General features: G+C 44.7%; 9 protein-coding genes. 2 read left to right on the plus strand and 7 right to left on the minus strand.

Annotated elements, in window-relative coordinates:
• Positions 1–49: 49 nt before the first annotated feature.
• The 5 genes from BXY_RS10995 to BXY_RS11015 all read right to left on the minus strand — a co-directional run bounded on the left by BXY_RS10995 (position 50) and on the right by BXY_RS11015 (position 9,198).
• Positions 50–1,702, minus strand: coding sequence for a beta-1,2-galactosidase (locus BXY_RS10995; RefSeq protein WP_015531913.1), 1,653 nt, complete (start codon positions 1,700–1,702; stop codon positions 50–52).
• A 51-nt stretch (positions 1,703–1,753) separates the two neighbouring features.
• Positions 1,754–3,373, minus strand: coding sequence for a glucoamylase family protein (locus tag BXY_RS11000; RefSeq protein ID WP_243442488.1), 1,620 nt, complete (start codon positions 3,371–3,373; stop codon positions 1,754–1,756).
• A 34-nt stretch (positions 3,374–3,407) separates the two neighbouring features.
• The gene (locus BXY_RS11005) at positions 3,408–4,889 is read right to left on the minus strand and encodes a RagB/SusD family nutrient uptake outer membrane protein (RefSeq protein ID WP_015531915.1); all 1,482 of its coding nucleotides are present in this window, start codon (positions 4,887–4,889) and stop codon (positions 3,408–3,410) included.
• 129 nt (positions 4,890–5,018) lie between these two features.
• Entirely contained in the window at positions 5,019–8,060 is a 3,042-nt protein-coding gene (locus tag BXY_RS11010; protein WP_015531916.1) for a SusC/RagA family TonB-linked outer membrane protein, read from the minus strand.
• 409 nt (positions 8,061–8,469) lie between these two features.
• Positions 8,470–9,198, minus strand: coding sequence for a TetR/AcrR family transcriptional regulator (locus BXY_RS11015; RefSeq protein WP_134993130.1), 729 nt, complete (start codon positions 9,196–9,198; stop codon positions 8,470–8,472).
• Positions 9,199–9,463: 265 nt separating this feature from the next.
• Between BXY_RS11015 and BXY_RS11020 the strand changes: the two genes are divergently transcribed.
• A complete protein-coding gene (locus BXY_RS11020; RefSeq protein ID WP_015531918.1) occupies positions 9,464–9,658 on the plus strand; it encodes a hypothetical protein in 195 nt (64 codons plus the stop codon).
• Between the two features lie 36 nt (positions 9,659–9,694).
• Complete coding sequence (locus BXY_RS11025; RefSeq protein ID WP_015531919.1) at positions 9,695–10,330, plus strand: hypothetical protein; 636 nt, start codon at positions 9,695–9,697, stop codon at positions 10,328–10,330.
• Positions 10,331–10,533: 203 nt separating this feature from the next.
• Here BXY_RS11025 and BXY_RS11030 read toward each other — a convergent pair whose 3' ends face one another.
• Both BXY_RS11030 and BXY_RS11035 read right to left on the minus strand, forming a co-directional pair.
• Positions 10,534–14,505, minus strand: a complete 3,972-nt coding sequence (locus tag BXY_RS11030) for a hybrid sensor histidine kinase/response regulator transcription factor (RefSeq protein ID WP_015531920.1) — start codon at positions 14,503–14,505, stop codon at positions 10,534–10,536.
• 317 nt (positions 14,506–14,822) lie between these two features.
• A complete protein-coding gene (locus BXY_RS11035) occupies positions 14,823–16,256 on the minus strand; it encodes a sialate O-acetylesterase (protein ID WP_015531921.1) in 1,434 nt (477 codons plus the stop codon).
• Positions 16,257–16,409: the final 153 nt, after the last annotated feature.

Genomic DNA, 16,409 nt, shown 5'->3' on the forward strand with positions numbered 1-16,409 from the left:
TCTATTTTATATCTGATTTCTACCCTATTCATGTATGAATAAGCTGGTTTTACCGTAAATAGGTTGTCACGCGATATATACCCGGACTCCAGACTGCCTGATAGGAAGTAGGTGAGTAAACAAATATCTCGTCGCTGTGGTCGGCATTGTAGTTGTTACTCTTTTCCGATGTAAACGTACGACGTCCTTTGGCAATCAGTACAGCGTTGTGGTAAGTCTCGTCACCATTGAGCAAACGGGTGGCTTTCCACTCACCGTCCGTATCGTAACCGCCTTCCCATACTTGCTTGATATAACCCGTTTTCTTTTTGTCAGTAGAAGTGAAATAAACCTTGAAGTTGATTCCGGCAACGACGAACTCATTTTTTCCGGTTTGGATAATCAATCCGTAAGCATCTTCGGCATCGTATTTAATACATAGTTGATAATCGCCCATCGTCACTGTACGTTCCGATTCACCCGGCATTTTCATTACGCCAATCATGCGGTCGCTGCCTTGGTGTTCGGAAATAAGCGGTATCAATTCATTCAGCACTTTATAGGACTGTGCAAAGACGAAATTATCCGCCCCATCTTCGATACCGAAAGGTGAATAACAAAGTGCGCTGTGTTCGCCGAATGCCCAAAAAGCATTGGCCGGTTTCATCACTGCTTCGGGAATCAATAACGGATTATCCGCCCGGTGATAGTCTGCTACAATATTTTTAAAGTCAGATAGATAAATATCCGGAGCAAGCACATCGATATGCGGTGCGGCTGCTTTCCAGATGTCCATTACACGGGATACCGGTCCGCCGTTGGGATAAACTCCCGGCATGTCATCAGGCTTTTGCACCAGCCAACAGTTGCAGAAGGTAGGTAGCGGATAAATCTCTTTCGCACCGGCAGAGATAAAATCGATGTAAGTGGCATACTGCCAAGTGGTGTAAAAACTCTTGCTCCAGGCATTATCTCCGAACACCGTTTTCCATGCGCCGGACGTCCTGGCTCCGTTCTCCTCCCATACGGAAAGCAACTCTTTGCGCAGGTTCTTGCGGTTCTTCTTCATATACTGAATAAGTGCTTGCGGAACCTCCTGCTCGTATGCCGCAAGTGAGGCTTTCGAGTAGTCCATACCCTGAAAGATACCCACTTCGTTTTCCGGTTGCAGGGCGATGACTGTTCCCGTTGCCTGATCCACCTTTTTGATATGTTCCACCAATGTTTTGAATGCTTTGGCGTCCGCTTTCATGGCGTTTTCGCAGAAAGGGGAAATCGTTTCGATTTCTTTGCCTTCCACGCTCTTCACGCGGAAAAAACGCTTGGTATCCTCTTTCACCCAAGTAGGCGCATAGCTAGATTCTCCGTTCTTCCAACTGCCGAACCACAGGATAGACAGTTTGAATCCATTCTTTCGGGCTCCATCTATCATATTGTTTATCAATGTATAATCAAATATACCCTCCTGCGGTTCAAACTGTTCCCAAGCGATGGGGGCGAGCACCGTGTTCAGGTTCAGTGTTTTTAAGGAAGTCCACAGGCTGTTCAAATATTCGGTGGTTGAGGCCGAAGAGTTGTGCAGTTCGCCTGCCAGCATGATGAAAGGTTTTCCGTTCACTATTAGTTGCCAGCTTCCGTGTTCGTTTTTTACGAGTCTGGAGGGAACTTCGGTATTCGTTGAAGTATACATTGGGGGGCGGGCATTCATCATTGAAGTTCCCATTAGTAAAATCAGGCACACTATAGTAGTCAATAATTTCTTCATCGTTGTTTTTTATCTTAAAGTTACAGGAATAGAATAAGACTGGTTTGCACCGTCGGTCACTGTGAGCTTGTATTTTTTTCCTCTTAGGATGGAGTTGTCGAAGAAAGAAATGATATTAGTGCCTGCTGACAGCTCGATATTGGTGCGGTAAATCTCTTCGTTTTTCATATTAGTCAGTATGAGCAGTCCGTTGCCCGAAGCCTTCGTATAGAATTCTATTTCATACTTTTCACGGTCGGGGTGACGCATCATGTCATACACACGGGTTGCGGTGTTGACTGTTGCCAGGTAAAATCCCGGGGTATATTCGGGAGTCGTTTTGATTTCTGCCAGTTGGAGGCCTTTCTGCACATACTCGTTTTTCATCAGCAGTTTCCAGATAAGTCCCGTGCGGTAGTTTTCCATCATGATAGCCATCGGTGCGTGCTCCATGGCCAGGTATTCCGTTCCTACCGATTTGTCGGAAGGGCAGTAGGATATATTAAGCCCGTAGGTGCCGTTCAGTTTCGGGTAGTTTCTTATCAGGTTCATCAATACTTGTGTGGAATAGAACGGGGTATATGGAAAAGCGCTGATTGCTGCCGTAGGTGCAATGATGCCGTCGTCTTTGAATGGTTCGCGCGATTTGTATTCGGGGTTTTTGCCGCAACCGCCACAGGCAGTCAGTCCCCAGTCGGATTCCGAATATTTATATTCTTCCGGAGCCTCATATATGCAGTAATGGCGGTTGACCATTGTATGGCTTACGTTCTGTGTCCAATAGTAGGTATATTTGTCTTCCATGGCTCTGGGGTCCAGTCCGAGGAAAGAATATTGGGACAGGAAAAGTGCGTTGCCATATTCAGTGCCCAATGGCATCAGGTAACCATACGTTTTTCTGCCGGGCGTGGCAAAGTTGCGGCCTTGCCAGCAATTCTTGTAGATATCTGTCGATACTTTATGATTGTCCGGTGCGGCCATCGCCAATATGTATACCAACAGAGTTTCGTTCCAGCCTATCAAAGGCAGTTCGTAGGTATTGGTATCTTTGTGCCATATCCAGTATAAGCGGCCGTTGTTTACGAAATGGTTCCATTCGATGGTTTCCCAAAAATAGTGTGTCGTTTCGCGGATTTCCTTTTCGGCTTCGTTGTTACCGGTGAAATATTCGCAGGCAGTCAATAAGCCACCCATCATGAAAGCTGTTTCCACAATTTCTCCGGCTTCATTCTGGTTTCCGAAGGGGAGAGTTTTGCCGTCGGGTCTGTACCAGTGTGCCCAGGCTCCGGCAAAGCGGTCGGCTGTTTTCAGGAAGCGGACTATCTTTACGATATGGTTGGCAGCATCTTCACGGCTGATCCAGCCGCGCTCTACTCCTATCACAAGATTCATGATTCCCATTCCTGTGGCACCTGTGGTAAGGGTTGTTTTACTTGTAGATCCGTTGTAAGCCATTCCGGTTGCCGGATTGGCACCTTCATAGAAATAACTGATAACCTTCTGCTGCTGGTCGTTCATGGCAGCTTTCACGGTAAGCGGCGAATAGGTGTTGTCGTTGTTCACGGTCGATTCGCCCAATGTCGATTCATCTTCCACGCAGTTCCACAATATGAGTGCCGAGAACAGGGCAGCGGTTATATTTAATATCATCTTTGACATATTTATAGTTGTTATTTGATTTCGATTAATACTTAGGATTTTGTTGCAACTTACCGTTCGATTTGTCGATTTCCGTTTGCGGGAGAGGGAATACCTCGTGTTTGCCGACAACGAAGTTGGCTACCTTGTCTTCGGCAATTCCCCAGCGTACCAGGTCGAAATAACGTTCAAATTCCAGCGCCAGTTCGATGCGGCGTTCGTGACGGATTTTCTCTCTTAGTTCGTCTTTGTCGGTAGTCTTAATTTCGGGCAATACCGACTGACCGTTACGGGCGCGGGCTCTAACCATTTCCAGTTTCCTCTTTGCCTCATCGAGGTCATTGGTTTCGCAGGCGGCTTCGGCGTGCATCAGTATGATGTCGGCATAACGGATGATGCGAAGATTGCTCCAGTAACCGTAACACCAGTCGGCACGTCCGTAGAGCGAGCGTTCGCTTTTCCGGCAATAGGCTTTCCTGTTGAAGTATTTGTAGTTGCTTGCCACCACTTCTTCGCCATCCACCTTTTCACCGTGTTCCAGTATGGTAGCACCGAAACGCGGGTCGTTACTTTCGTAATCGTTCATCAGATTCTCACTGGGTGCATTATGTCCCCAGCCTAAGTTTGGGAATCCGCGGATACCGTTCATCAGGCACCATTGGTTGTTTTCGCCGATGATAGAGATGTTTTGGTCCGGTTTGTAGTCGGCGTTGATTTCCCATACAGATTCAGGACCGAATTCGTTCTCTTCCCAAAACATTTCCGCGTAAGGAGTAGAGAGGTCATTATCTTCGGAACTGATGATTTGTCCGGTGTAGGTCAGACAGTTGTTGTAATCCTTTTCATAGAGGTAAGTTTTGGCGATGATGGCACGGGCGGCGTTTTGGGTGGCACGTCCGATGTTTCCCGAGCTGACTGCTTCTTTGCGGGTAGGCAGGTCGTTTATCACTCCGATCAGTTCGGGCAGATACTTGTTGCGGATAACCGTTGCACTAAGCTGGTCGGCCATTGCTTCGTCCTTTCCCATTACTCTGTCTACGTAGGGAACCGCACCGAATGCCTGTGTCAGGCGGAAGTATGCTGCCGCACGGATAAAATAGGCTTCGGCTTTGTACTGTCTGGTTTCTGCTGTTTCTCCGTTGGCTTCTTCTAGGTCTTTCAACATCTGCAGAGCTTCGTTGGCTTTGGTGATGGCGGTGAATTGAAGTGAGTAATAGGTGTTAAACATACTGTTGGCCGGTGTGAATGACATGGTAGGAAACTGGCTGAAGTCTACACCGCCGTCGCCCGAAGGTCCTCCGGGGTGACTGTTGTCCGTTGTATGGCATTGCATGGCTGTTACAGGCCAGGTCTGTTGGGCGAATACGTTGTATCCGTCCATTAGCGTGGCGAGGACGAGAAGCTCCTGTGCGGTACCCATATCATAATTGCCTTCGTGATATTTACCTTTCGGCGCATTGTCGAGGAAGGCATCGCTGCAAGAGGTACAGGCGAACAATATTGCTATTATATAAGTAATTCGTTTCATAATTCGTTGATATTTCTAATGACTTAATTTTTAATTCAACAGTTGATTGAGTGAGCCACTTACTCAACTGATATTTTTTTTTAGTTCAACAGCGGATGGGATGAATCATTTCGCTCAACCGATGTTGGCTTAGAAATTAATGGATAAACCTACGGTATACACCGATGGTAATGGATAGGTATCTCCCTGGTCCATACCTCCTTGCAGAGCACTTCCTCCTATTTCAGGTGTGTATCCGGTGTTATGTTTGAAAGTCAGCAGATTTTGTCCGCTTACGTAGACACGCAAACCGGATATTCCCAATTTGCTGATGGCCGATGATGGCAGTGTATATCCCAGTTGCACATTGCGCAGACGGAGATAGGAACCATTTTCCAGCAGATTGGTCGAAGAAAGGTAGTTGTGCCCACGTGATTTATCTAAAATAGGTTCTTTGTTGGAAGTCCCTTCACCGTGCCATCTTTGCAGACTTTTCTCATAAAAGTTGGTTGTCGTCCACGATACGGTTTTCTTTAAATCCAAAATCTTATTGCCGCTTACACCATTGAAATCCACATTCAAATCAAAATTCTTATAGCCCAGCATAAAGCCGAATCCATAGGTAAAAGTTGGCATCGGACTGCCGAGGTAAGTACGGTCGGCATCCGTGATCTTTTCGTCACCGTTTAAATCCTTATAGCGGATATCTCCCGGTTTCGCTGTCCATGTCATCGGGTAATAATTGTCGACCTCTTCTTGCGTTTGGAAGATTCCATCCTGTACGTAGCCGTAATAAGAGCCGATGGGATGACCTACGGAGGTACGATGATAATCTCCTGAAATAATGTCCGAGTTATTATCACCCAGTTTGGTTACTTTATTCTTTAAAGTGGCGCCGTTGACATTGATGCCATAGTCCACAGCCCCTATCCGGTCTTTCCATGAAAGGCTGAATTCGAATCCTTTGTTGTTGATAGAGCCGGCGTTGGTAATGGCATAACCTGCGCCTATCGAAGAAGAAGGTGATACATAAGCCAATAGGTCATCGGTCGTTTTGCTATAATAACCGAGTTCCATGCTCAAGCGGTTGTTGAAAAGCTGCGCGGAGATACCTACATCAATACCTGTCATGACTTCCCAATGGATGTTTTTGTCGATATCATAACTAAGGGTAGGAATAAACTGCGTCACTCCGTTGATGATGACTTGTTTCCCTTTTGGGTTGATGGTCGGGTAGTAGAGATAGTTTCCTATCTTGTCATTTCCCAGTTTACCCCAGCTGACTCTTAACTTGGCAAAGTCCACCACTTTTTTCAGCGGCTCCATGAAGGCTTCTTCACTGATTACCCAGCCCAATCCCACAGACGGGAAGTATCCCCAACGATGAGACGGTGAAAACTTGGAAGAACCGTCGGCACGGAAAGTAGCGGTGAGTAAATAACGATCTTTGTATGCATAGTTCACACGTGCAAGGTAAGAGATAAAAGACTCCTCGTTCCACCAGTCACCTGCGGAAACACGGTTGACGGACCCCATGCTAAGCATCCAAAGGTCATTAGGTACTATATTCATACCATTAGCCAGACTGTCTACTTTGGCGTTGAAGCCTTCACTAATGGCTTTGCGTGCCGTATATCCCACTGTTGCGTCGATGCGATGATTGGTTATCATCTTTTTATAACTCAAAAGGAAGTCTGCCTGAAAGGTGCGAGCCTCATCACTTTTGCGATAGAAATTGGTAATATCGTTCTTATGTGCCGAATGGCTGGTAGAGTTATTCACGTCATAGCGCGGTGTATACTGTTCGCCCCGATAGAGTCCGATATCCATATATCCGGTTGCTTTCAACGTAAAATCCTTCAGAAAGTTCCACTCACCATAAATGTTACCGATGATGCGGTAATCACGATACTTCTCCGTATCCTTGTAAAGCTCCATTTGAGCTACCGGATTGTTTACGTTGGATTGTATATCGGCAGACGGATGATAGAGCGAACCCAGGTTTTCCGGGTCGTAATCTTCTTCCGGAGCGTATGGTACATAAGTAGGGAGCGCCATGACCGCATTTTGGATTTTGGCAGAAGCAGGTTTGCTATCCATCTGCGAGAGGTTGATATTTCCTCCTGCTTTTAGATTCTTGGTAATGTCATAATCCTGTGAGAAACGTACGTTGAAACGTTGGTAAGTATTATATTTCAGTACACCGTCCTGCTTGTAGTAGCCGACAGATAATAGAGACTTACTGTTCTTTCCGGATTTGGATACCGTCAGGTTATGATTGGTAATCATCGCTCTTTCTCTTAATACTTTGCTTTGCCAGTCAGTGCCCGTACCCAGCATGTCGGGGACCCATGAAGCAGCGTTTGGGTCCTGGTTCTGCAACATCTCATTGTAGAGCATGGTGAAGTCCGTTGCATTAGTCAGCTTTACCCGGTCGCGTTTCCAAACGGTTTGTGCACCGAAATAGCCGTCGTAGGTAACCGATGTTTTGTCTCCTTGGGCACGTTTCGTTGTGATGATAATTACTCCGTTCGCTCCCTGCACTCCGAAGATAGCAAGAGATGAAGGGTCTTTCAGAATTTCCATACTGGCAATGTCGCTGTTACTCAAGAACTTGATGTCCGACATCAACATACCGTCCACTACATACAAAGGATTACTGCTGGCATTCAACGTACCGATACCGCGAATTTTAATATCCGGTTCCGCACCTGCCGATCCGGAATTGGTTACCATCAGTCCCGGTATTTTTCCTTGCAGGGAAGACATTACATTATTAGTAGGCGCATTTTTAAGTTCCTCACCGGATACAGAGACAATCGCTCCGGTTAAATCCCTTTTGCGGGCCGTACCGTAACCGGTCACTACTACCTGTTCCAATTGGTAATTATCATTCTTCAAGCGGACGATGATTTCGCTTGAACGGTTTTGGTTAGTGATAGGAATAATTTCCGTTTTCATACCGATAAAACTAACCACCAGTTTATCTCCTATTTTCACGCCCGACAGTGAGAAGGAACCGCTCATATCTGTTTGAGCTCCGTTGGTCGTTCCTTCAATCAATACTGCGGCTCCCATTAATCCCATTCCGGTTTCTTCTTCGAAAACCGTCCCTCGGATATTGAAATCCTGCGCCTGTACCAGGCAGGTATAAGATAAAAGGAATAGATACAATACTACATGTTTTATCATTCTCATAAGATTTTAAAGTTAATGAATCTGCTATCGTCAACAAAAATAGATTCAGATAACGGGAGTTCCTAAAATTCTTCCCCTACAAAGCTTTCAATAGTTTCATCTGCTGTTTGATAGCGGCACATCAAATATACATCATATTTCGAATTTGAAATATAATGGTTTGTATATTAACAATTTACATTCTGCGGTAATCTACAAATCCGTCATATACTTTTTAGCGGTAACGATTAATCAATATGTTCTTTATGAGTATTTTTCTACCATATTTATTGTTCAAGTTATAGTATATTTTTATTTATCCATAAGGTAGTATAATGGAAGTTGCACATGTGTAAGCAGATACTGCTTTGGAAGGAAAGTTTTTGGAGAAAGAAAGATCAAAATGTGGCAGATAATTTCAAGGTTACAGTTGCTCGATGGTAGTAACGGGAAGATCGGTACACTCGGCGATGACGGCGGTGTCTATTCCTTTCTGTTTGAGTTTACGTGCTATCTCTATCGTGCGGTCATGTTCTTCGAGGGACTGGAATACAACATGAGACAGGTAATCCAGTGCTTTGTACAGGCGTTCCCGGCTCTCTTTCTTCTGATAGTCCACCCCTACGAATGTGGAACGTTTGCGGCGCAGAATCAGACAATACGTTCCGGCTACGAGTAGTCCGGCTATCGTGTCGATAGGAATGTCTGTATTGGCAAACATCCGGTTGTATTCTTCTATGGCAGCCTTGTAATACATCTCACGGCTACGAGCCATGCGGCGGGTGATTTCGTTATCGGCGGACAGCTCCCATGTGAGCAAACGCTGCATATCCGGATTGTCATAAAGGTGTCCGGCTAATGCCTGTAGGGTATTCTTTAGAATATCTTTACCGGCTTGGTCTGTGGGGTGCTGGCTGTTGAACAGGTCGTGCAGCCAATAATCACAAGTATAAGCGTACTTGTCAAGCAGCTTTTCCATTGTTTCGTAATTACGGTTCAATACGATTGGCTGAACATCGGCATATTGGCAAATATCGGCAAAGTTGATATTGGATAATCCTTTCGTGTCCGCCAACTGACGGATGGCATCGAATACTTTGGCTTCTATTTCGGCACGTGTACGACGTGGACGTTTGGGCTTGTTTTCTTCCATTTTTCGGTTCATATTTCCTTTTGGCAAACAAAGGTATGAAAAAATATGCAAAGTGCTTATATCATGTTAGAAAACACAATTTTAGGGAATGGCAGAAAAAAATGATCTGTTCTTTTGTTTGTAATACGGTAAAATTGTATTTTTATGGCTTATAAAAATACAATATATTATCTAAATTAAATACTATATTGATATACAGATTGTTATAATATTATTTTATAAATATATATAGTATTTGATTTATACACACAAAATAAAGATACACATGCAAACAAAGAACCTGTTCGGAATCTTTTTGCTATCCTTTTGGGCGTTCAGCTTTATGGAATGTAGTAAAGACGATAAAATAGAAGACGAGATGGAAACTATTAAAATGTATATTTCTGCTGAAACAAGCACCACCTATCACCCCGTGGGGCAACGCAGTCTGTGGAAACTCCATTCCCCTATAAAGAATTGATATTCAAAAAATAAATCAACTTAAAAACTTTCAAGTATGACAACCAAAAGAACATTTCAATCATTAGTAGCCATCTTTTCGCTGGCATTAATTCTTGTATCCTGTGGATTAGCAAAGAGTACCGCTCCCCGGCCCACTGATACGGTAGGCACCAATCCCGACGAACTAAAAGCAAAGTTGGCAGAGATTATGGAGAATGCAGGCGGAACGCTGGAAACGGCGGAGTTCGCCAGCATTAATTCCAGTTGTAGCCATTCAGGCAAAACGAGTTATTCTGTTGACCTGGAAATTGTAAAACCGCAGAATAAAAATAGATTAGCCGAGGCCAAGTGGTATAGTTCAGAATCGTCTCCTAACGATTTTAGTGTAACGGATATCGTACTGTCGGATTCGGAAAACAATGTGATTAAGGAGTATGACCTATTCAAAGACATACTTTTTACTTATGCCGACATCGAACAGTATATCAACCATTCATCTACTTGCTTTAAAGAAGCGCTGGAAGCATCCGGATATGGTGCGGACGGTTACGTTGAACGCATCACCATTTCCCGGGAGCAATACAATAACAATAAACTAAAAGCAAGCATTAAGGTAACACACAAGAGCGATAGAACGTTAAAAAAATACTATCAGATCCAGGAAGACGGAATGCACATTGTTAAGAAATAATGCAAAGGTAAAATCGAAATACTTTTCTAAAGAAAAGTGTTCTTACCACACATTGAACTGCACCCCAAAAGTTAGACATAAAACTTTAGGAGTGCAGTTTTTTATGCGACATTCATTTGAAGAAAAACTCAATATTGTGAGCAAAGTTAAGAGCGGTCAGCCCATTAATACCTCTTTGGCTGTTCGGTTTTTTATATGAAAGGCTAGCTTCCTTTCTTCACATAATCTTTCGGCAATATCCCGAACTGCTTCTGAAAGCAACGGGCAAAGTACGAAGGATTATTGAATCCTACAATGAAACAAACCTCATTGATCCGGTATTCTCCTTCACGCAGCAGTTCTCCGGCTGTTTTGAGGCGTATCAACCGGATATAATCATTGGGTGGCATTCCGGTCAGCCCTTTCAATTTGCGCTGTAAGTTGGAACGGCTGATAGCCATCTCCTCTGCCATCTTATCGATGGTAAATTCTTCATTGGTGAAATTGCGGGTAATGATTTCATTGATCGTGTTCAGCCATTTCACGTCTGTTTTGTTCATTAATGTCTGGTCGTATGACATATTCGGAACAGTTGTAAAGTGGTTGAACAGCATGCGCCGGTTTTCCAGCAGATTATTGATGGTGGCTTTCATGTGGCTTAGCGAGAAAGGCTTTTCTATATAAGCGTCCGCGCCATAGTCAAGACCCGCAATCTTTGAATCGATGCTGTCGAGTGCCGAAAGCAGGATAAACGGGATATGGCAAAGCATATTGTCGGAACGGATGGACTTTAATAATTCGAATCCGTCCATGTGAGGCATGACGATGTCGCTGATAATAAGATCTACTGTCGTTGTCTCCAGACATTCCAACGCTTCCTTGCCATTGGCGGCTGTATGGATGGTATAGGTATTTCCCAGATTCTTAGCCAGAAACTCCAGCATATCCGTCGTGTCTTCCACTACCAGAAGAGAGTAACCGGCGGGTTCGCTCTCTTCCTCCAGAGCGGGAACCTTGTCGGGCATGGAAGTAATGGAGGGGCTGACAGAGATGCTTTTCTCCAAATACGGAATTTCCACACATACTTCGCATCCTTCCGTATAGCCGGGATTGATATAAACCTTTCCTTTATGCTTTTCCACCAACAATTTGACGAGACTCAATCCGATTCCTACTCCCGAACCGTTGTTTCCTGCGTTTCCCACTTGATAAAACGGTTCGAAAACCTTGCTGCATTCCTCTTGCGGAATACCCGGACCATCGTCGCGTACACACAAGGAGAGCGTACGCCCTTCTGCAGACAGATGTTCGTCCAAAATCACCATAATGCGGGTGCGGGCATATTTCATGGCATTCGTCAGCAGGTTGCTGATAATTTTAGTCAGCGCCTCCTGGTCTACATTATATTGCAGATGTTCTTTCGGCAGGGAGACACTGAAAGAGATTCCGGTCAGGGAGATGGCACGGAAACGGTCGATGATGTCCTCTATCATCCGGTTGATATCCACTTCATTGAATGAAAGCGTATAACCTTCCTTGTCCACTTTGCGGAAGTCGAGCAATTGTTTGATAAGCTCCATCAGCCGGTTGGTATTCTTTTGTATCACAGACAGGTTGCTTTCCACTTCACTGTTCCATTCATGTGTTTCCAAAATCGCTTCCAGCGGAGCTTTGATAAGACTAACCGGAGTCTTGATTTCATGTGCCACTTGGGTGAAGAATGTAATTTTCGACTGGAACAATTCCTGATTCTTGATTTGTTCCATCTCTTTCATCTTTCTTGCTTTCACAGCCTGCTGTTTACGCAAATAAAGCTGTATCAGGAAATATGCGAGGCCACACGCTATTAGTAAATAGAAAATCTTGGCATAAATGGTCTTCCAGGGTGGAGGAAGAATTTCAATATGCAGGCAACAGTCGTCATTGCTCCAATATTCATCGTTGTTACTGGCTTTCACACGGAAAGTATATTCACCCGGAGGCAGGTTGAGAAAAGATACGTTATGTTTATCCGTATATATCCATTCTTTGTGAATACCGTCCAGTTTGTAGGCATATAAATTCTTGCTGGGAGCCACATAACTAAGACTTTCGAATGCGATGTCGAACGATACCACCTGATAAGGAATCGTTACTTGTCCGCTAAGAGCAGGTATACGCTTGCTAAGGCTTACTTTGTCGTCGGGGCTGTGCATATATACCGCCGAGATAGACGCCGTAGGTCTTACCTTATTAATCGATAATTTGAACGGATAGAAACAATTAAACCCGTTCACCCCACCGAAATAGAATTTCCCGTTACTGGCTTGCAGGGAAGAACGGAAATTGAACTGGTTGCTTTGTAATCCATCCTCGATGGTATAGAGTTGTGCCCGTTTGTTTTGCGGCTCATACCGGATCAGTCCCCTGTTGGAAGAAAGCCAATAGTTACCCGATTGGTCGTCCAGTATGCCATAGATGATATTGTTCGGCAGATTCTCTTTGGTGGAGAAGTTTTCAAAACGGTCTTCCTGATAGTGATAACGGCAGATGCCACCGCCTTCGGTACAGAACCATAGATGCTGCTTATGATCGATATACACACGGATTACCCAGTTGCTACAAGGAGAATCAGGATTTACTGGGTCGTTGCGATAGTTGTGCAATTTACCGGTTTGGCGGTTGTAACGCCAAATGCCGTCCCTTTTGCTTGCCAGCCACATGTCCCCATGTTGGTCTTCAACCATATCGTAGATAAAGATATGGCTTAAAGGTTCCAATGTTCGAAAAGAGTCACTTTCCGGGTCATACCGGCAGAATCCGGAAAGCGTTCCCAGATAAATGCTGCCATCCTTCGTTTGATAGATGGAGTAGATATGGTCGTTAGGAATTGAATGTGGGTTTGCGCGGTTATGGCGATAGTTTTTCATTTTTCCCGTTTGAATATCCAGGATATATAATCCACGGGAGAAACTGCCAATCCACAATTTTCCTTCATTGTACAACAGTGCATGGATATTGTGATAACCGATATTAGGGTTACTGTTTTTCAACAGATGTTTTTTAAACTTCTTCGTGCGGGGATCAAAGAGATTCAGTCCCCCGTCTTCGGTAGCAATCCAAATGTTTCCGTCGGGATCTTCGCAGAATTGGCTGATTACATTTCCCGAAAGAGAATTTTCTGTACCATTGGGATAATACCACTCAATATCCTTATGCTTGGGAGACAAGTAACTCACCCCACTGAAATAAGTCCCGATCCAGATTCCCCCTTCCCTGTCCTGATAACAGGCATAGATACTTTCTTTATTTTGTCCGTCGTCGGTAGGCAGACATTCTCCTGTCGTGGTGTTGAATGTATAAAGTCCGTCGTCGGAGCCGAGATAGAAAGAGTTGGCCGTTCGTTGAAACAAGGTGCGGATGCGCGGAATGGTAAGCGTGTCCCCTTCTCCGAAGTAATAGCGGAATTGCCCTGTCTCCTTATTGAACCGTGCCAGTCCCCCGTACCATGTACCCACCCATAATACTCCCTGCGAACTTTCCATCAAAGAGATAATCTCGTTGCAGGCAGGACGTCCGAAAGAAGTGTCCTCGGATATATACCCTGTGAAGTTGTCCGTGCGTTGGTTGTATTTCGCCAGTCCATTCCGGGTACCTATCCAGATAGTCCCGAACGAGTCGTTGTAAATCACCCATACGTGATTGTCCGGCAATGAATGGGGATCGGAAAGAGAATGTAGATAGTGCCTCAACGTACCTTTTTTCTCGTTGTAGACAAACAGTCCGTTGGTTGTTCCGATCCATAACTGCCCGTCATTGTCGTATGCCATTCCGAAGACACTGTTGACTGTCACTCCGTCTTCCGTCTGTGTATCGAATACGGAGAATTTCTCCTCCCGCGAATCGAATAAATACAGTTTTTCCGTACTGGCCACCCAAATCTGATTGTTATCCTGATGGCGGCAGATAGTTACTATATTCATATAACTGTTTCCACCGTTTTCTGACGAATGTCCGTAATTGGTAAATTCGATGCCGTTGAAACGATTCAGCCCGTCCTGCGTTGCAAACCACATATATCCGATGCTATCCTGAAGGATGCTCCGGACACAATTGCCCGATAACCCCGATCTAACGTCATATTTCTTGTAGATATTGGCGAAGACCAGAGAAACGGATGCAAGCAGTATACCTATGAATAAGATGAATCGTTTCATAATTTCCTTTCTTTGTTATTAGGTTCGGTTTAATTCAATTCTGTCCAGCTTAATTCTGTTCCGTTCTGTTTTTCAGTTTAATTTTGTTCCGTTCAGTTTAGTTCTATTCATTCCGGTTTGCTACCGTTTAGTTTTCGTTGGCAGTTATCCCCTCCACAAGCTATGAGAGCCTGTTTTATGGGGGATATATTTCTTGTTTACAAGAGCTATATGTCCTGCGTATTGGATCTATATACCCAACACGCAGCACATATATACCCAACAGATTGGATCTATAGCTCCTGTAAACAGGGTAATTACCCCCTTTGTAGAAGCCTTTATTTCACGTCATCCCACGTATCTGTGCGGAATGGGAAAGCACTCAATCCGAAAGTATTCCGCAGCGTGATATTTCCCACATAATTACGGAAAGCATAGCGCACGGCAACCGGTTGGGCTACCTCTTCACTCCACACTTCTACTGTGTTGGTACGTCCTACAATCTTTGCTTTCGCCGGATAGAACTTCTTGTCCGCTCCCGCAATCTCAAATCCTTCCAGTTCGGAGAAAGTAGGGGACAACCCCGCAGGTGCATTATCAAATGTCACTATGGCCTTTTTGTCCGCATAGTCCACTTTGGTCATCGTTGGACCGTTGGATGGTAACCGGCGGATACCGTATGTTTTAGTCAATGCAAGTGTAGCCAACCGAAGTCCCACTACATCCTTCTGTGGCGGATGGATGCAAAATTCATCACCAATATCCGTAGTGGGCACCATGCCCGAATTAGGAATCGTTTTCAGTGCTTCCATCTGTGCTTCACGCAATAAAGCAGCCCCCGTATTGCTGCTGTTTTCATATTTGTAAGGAGCGATCTGCACATAATAGAAAGGCATATCGGGAGCCTCCCATACATTTCTCCATAGCTGCACCATAGCAGTCATCATCGGAGCATAGAATTGATAGTTGGATATATTCGATTCTCCCTGATACCAGAGGAAACCCTTTGCCGTGAAGTTCTTAACAGGCCATAACATCGAGTTGTACAGACATTCCAAACGCTGGTGCACCCCTCTTTTAGGATTTTTGGCAGCTTCAATGTTCATACCTTCCACGGTTTTCAATGTCGGTTCATCCATCCATGCTTCAATCGCCGAACCTCCCCAACTGTTGATAACCAGTCCTACCGGGAGATGGAGACTTTCAGTCAGTTGGCGGGCAAAGAAATAGGCGGCGGCACTGCAATCAATGCTCGTTTCGGGTGACGATACTTCCCATTTTCTTTTCTTGAAATCCGTGCGGCGTTCTGTATCATTGGTTCTCGGTACGGTAATAAAACGAATACGGTCGCGATAATTTCCCGAGTTCAGCAGCGTTTCAAGTGAGTGGTCAATGGGTTGTGCTGCATTTCCCATCATACGCATTTCCATGTTCGACTGTCCGGAGCAGATCCACACCTCCCCTATCAGTATATCCGAGAGAGTGACCGGAGTGCCGTCACTGATCGTAATAGAATAAGGAGTATATCCTCCTTCGGGAGTGTCTACTTTCACCAGCCAGGCCCCGTCTTTATCCGTAGATGCCTGATAAGTCCGGTTGTTCCACGAAGTGGTGACAATTACTTTTTTGCCGTCCGCCCACCCCCATAACTTAACGGAGCTATTCTGTTGAAGTACCATGTGATCTCCCATCATTGCAGGGAGTTTTACTTTGCCTTGTGCAATCGGCAGGAATAAAAGTGATAAAATAAGAAGTAGAAAATGTTTTTTCATACTGTTTTTATTAGATATTCGACGAATAATTATTAGGTATCAGGCAAAAATACAACCTATTTTTAAATATGGAATAAAACTAGCTAGTCATTTTCTGATAAAAGCTGGTCGAAATCTTAAAAGCTTGTTTTTCCTTTCCATTCTCCGCCGAAT

Source organism: Bacteroides xylanisolvens XB1A (assembly GCF_000210075.1).
GTDB classification, from domain to species: Bacteria; Bacteroidota; Bacteroidia; order Bacteroidales; family Bacteroidaceae; genus Bacteroides; species Bacteroides xylanisolvens.